The sequence below is a fragment of the Cellulophaga sp. genome, assembly GCF_039943695.1.
Lineage (GTDB): Bacteria > Bacteroidota > Bacteroidia > Flavobacteriales > Flavobacteriaceae > Cellulophaga.
The window spans coordinates 1-3301 of the sequence record NZ_JBDVAA010000203.1 but is presented as its reverse complement, the minus strand read 5'-3'; the positions used below and the strand labels follow the sequence as shown (position 1 = coordinate 3301).

Genomic DNA, 3301 nt, shown 5'->3' with positions numbered 1-3301 from the left:
TGGTTTTCCTCTTTAAAAATAGTGCCAATTGACATTAAAGCTAGCGGAATTAATAAAGCGGCAAAAGGGAGTGCTTTTTTATAGCCAGTTAAAACCTTTTTTTTAGTTTGATTTAGTTTGCTGTTATCTATTTTGTTGGTTATTTGAAGGTTTTTTTTATTAAATTTTAGCCAAGCTAAGCCTCCTAGTATTGCAGCAATAGCAACTATAACGTTTAATGGAATAATTGTGCCTACATTAATGTTAAAAGCTGCTGCAACTGCTAGTGGTCCTGGAGTAGGGGGTATTAGTGCATGAGCAACTGTTAGACTTATTGCTAAAGATAAGCCAAGTACTAAAATAGAGTGTCCAGACTTTTTTGATAAAACATGTAATGTTGGTAGTAAAGTTAAGTAGGCAACGTCCATAAAAACAGGAATTCCTATTAAAAAACCTATAACAGCCATACTTAAGGGTAGGTATTTGGTGCCAAATAAACCAATAATACTATCGGCAATAACGTCAGACCCGCCTGTGTTAGATAATATTTCTCCTAGTAAAGCTCCAAAAAGTATAATTAAGCCAATCCATTTTAATGTGTTGCCAAAGCCGCTTAGTAAGCTTTCGGTTACAACGGCAACAGATTCTCCTGTTGCTAACCCCAATATAAGTCCAAAAACAAGTAACGCTGGTATTGGGTGTACTTTAAAAACGGTAACAGTTACAATTAATAAAATAATGCAGATTATTAATATAATTAGGGCAGACATAAGTAAGATGTTTGTTTTTTAATGGATCAAATATAATAGCAAGAAATGATTTTTGATATCGCACTCTTACCTAATAGTAGCATTATTATACCTTTTTAAAGTGTGTACTTTTATTAGCTTATGATGCAGATATTCTTTGGTTGTATTTTTCCATATATTCAGATGGTGTAACCTTCATTAAGGTTTTAAACTGCCTATTAAAGTTTGTTAAAGTATTAAAGCCAGATTGGTAGCAGACAGTAGAGATTTGCATTTCTCCTTCAATTAATAATTTACAAGCATGTCTTAATCTAATTTCATTAAGGTATTGTGTAAAAGATTTTTTAGTTCTTTTTTTAAAGTATCTGCAAAATGCATTTGGAGTCATAAAAGCAATTGAAGATACCTCTTCTAGTTCTATTTTTTTGTCAAAATTTTCAGTTAAGAACGTAATTACTCTTGCCATACGATCTTTTTCGTTTTTGTTGTATGTGTTTGTTATAACCTCTGTGCATAGTGGTTTGTAGTTTTCGCTAACAGATAATATATCTAGTATTTTTAGTAATCCAATAATTCTAGAAAGACCTTGATTTCCTACTAATCCAAGGATGTGGTTGTGTACAAGGTAGGTTGCAGCTTTAGAAAATTGCAGTCCCATATTTGCTTTCTGAAAAAGAGTTTGTAGTCTTTTTGCTTCTGCTAAATCTAAAAAATCTGAGCCAAGAAAATCGTTTTCAAATTTAATAACAATTAAATCTACGGCTTCATCTTCTAGTTTGTCCGCATAATATTCTTTATGATTTTTAAATAGATGAGGAACGTTGCTTCCTATTAAATATAGTTCTCCTGGGGCAAAATTTCCAATAGAGTTACCTACGTATCTAGTGCCTGTGCTTTTAATAAAATAAATTAACTCTAGCTCTTTATGAAAGTGCCAATTTTGTTCTATACAAGGCATTCTGTCTTGGCGAGCAAGAAAAGAATTTTCGGGTCTTTTCTCTGTTTGTTTATACGTTAATTTCATAGTAAGATAGTATTAAAATCTTAAAAAACAGGAGGTTGTTTTCTTTTGATTAGATCATAAATATAGAAAATTAACCTTAAATAATTTAAAAATTAAAATTTTAGGTAAAATAGTGTTAGGTAGTTAGGTGTGGTAATTTGTTATGTTGTTTTAACTAGAAAAAACTATTCTTTAGGGTGTTTAAAAGGTGTTGCCACTTGTTTGTTGCCTGTGAATGAGAGCTTGTATTGCGATTCTAATTTAGTGACTATGCTGTTCACTTGATTAAAAAATTGTAAATTTCGCCTAGAATTCAGTTTTTATGCAAAGAGCAGCTTTAATTCTTATGATATTTCTTTGTGTTTCTTGCGATTTTTTTGATTCTAGAGCCGAAAAAACTCAGAAGATAATAGAACAAGAAATGGGAGGTATAGATTGGAATGCTATAGATCAATTTCCGTTGTTTGAAGGGTGTGATGAACTCGCTTCAAAAGAAGTTCAAAAAAAGTGTTTTGAGGAGATGTTGTTGTTACATTACTCGGAGATTTTAGGGGATTTTGAGTTTGTTTTAGATAGAAAAATAAAAGATACCATACGCATAGATGTATTAATAGATAACAAGGGTTTAATTTCTATTTTGCATATAGAACAAGACTCTATTGTTAATAGTCAAATACCAGGTTTTAATGGTATAATTACTCGTGGTATTAAAAGCCTACCAAAGTTAAAACCAGCTCTAAAAAGAGGAATTCCTGTAAAAGCTAAGTTTAGAATTCCGTTAGTAATAAATACCAAATAGCAAATTAGTGTCTAAAGAGAGAATTATTTTAGGAGTAGATCCTGGAACTACAATTATGGGTTTTGGCATCATAAAAGTGGTAGGAAAAAAAATGGAATTTTTGCAAATGAATGAGCTTTTATTGCAAAAATATAAGGATCCGTACACTAAATTAAAACTTATTTTTGAGCGTACCATAGAGCTTATTGATACGTATCACCCAGATGAAATGGCTTTAGAGGCTCCGTTTTATGGTAAAAATGTACAGTCAATGCTAAAGTTGGGTCGCGCACAAGGAGTTGCTATGGCGGCAGGTTTGTCTAGGCAATTAACGGTAACAGAGTATATGCCCAAAAAAATAAAAATGGCAATAACAGGTAATGGTAATGCTAGTAAAGAGCAAGTGGCTGGTATGTTGCAAAATATGTTGGGATTAAAAGAATTACCTAAAAATTTAGATGCTACAGATGGTTTGGCAGCTGCGGTTTGTCATTATTACAATAGCAATAAAATAGATACTGGTAAAAGTTATTCTGGTTGGGATTCTTTTGTGAAGCAAAACCAAAGCAGAGTAAAAAAATAACAAAATGGCTGGTATTTATATTCATATTCCTTTTTGTAAACAAGCTTGCCATTATTGTGATTTTCATTTTTCTACCACAATGGGTAAAAAGGAGGAAATGCTTCAGGCAATTTCTAAAGAACTTATTTTACGCAAAAGCGAGTTTGCAAATACTAACGTAGAGACTATTTATTTTGGTGGAGGTACACCGTCTGTTTTAGATACAGAAG

The 3301-nt window shown here is 31.8% G+C and carries 4 protein-coding genes and 1 pseudogene; 3 read left to right on the top strand and 2 right to left on the bottom strand.

All coding sequences use genetic code 11. From position 1 onward, the window contains the following. Positions 1 to 749, bottom strand: a pseudogene (locus ABJD66_RS14725) (gluconate transporter); the annotation flags it as partial. Between the two features lie 118 nt (positions 750 to 867). Further along, positions 868 to 1752, bottom strand: coding sequence for an AraC family transcriptional regulator (locus ABJD66_RS14720; protein WP_100893947.1), 885 nt, complete (start codon positions 1750 to 1752; stop codon positions 868 to 870). A gap of 325 nt (positions 1753 to 2077) precedes the next feature. Here ABJD66_RS14720 and ABJD66_RS14715 point away from each other — a divergent pair, with 325 nt between their 5' ends. The 3 genes from ABJD66_RS14715 to ABJD66_RS14705 all read left to right on the top strand — a co-directional run. Continuing rightward, positions 2078 to 2530, top strand: a complete 453-nt coding sequence (locus ABJD66_RS14715) for a hypothetical protein (protein WP_232732583.1) — start codon at positions 2078 to 2080, stop codon at positions 2528 to 2530. 7 nt (positions 2531 to 2537) lie between these two features. Continuing rightward, the gene (ruvC, locus tag ABJD66_RS14710; protein ID WP_100893945.1) at positions 2538 to 3092 is read left to right on the top strand and encodes a crossover junction endodeoxyribonuclease RuvC; all 555 of its coding nucleotides are present in this window, start codon (positions 2538 to 2540) and stop codon (positions 3090 to 3092) included. Between the two features lie 4 nt (positions 3093 to 3096). Continuing rightward, a partial coding sequence (locus ABJD66_RS14705; RefSeq protein ID WP_348133002.1) for a radical SAM protein occupies positions 3097 to 3301 on the top strand: 205 nt, incomplete at its 3' end.

Excerpts from the sequence above, each read along its gene's own strand:
- ABJD66_RS14720 (WP_100893947.1), bottom strand. The coding sequence starts at position 1,752 with ATGAAATTAACGTATAAACAAACAGAGAAAAGACCCGAAAATTCTTTT.
- ABJD66_RS14715 (WP_232732583.1), top strand. The coding sequence starts at position 2,078 with ATGATATTTCTTTGTGTTTCTTGCGATTTTTTTGATTCTAGAGCCGAA.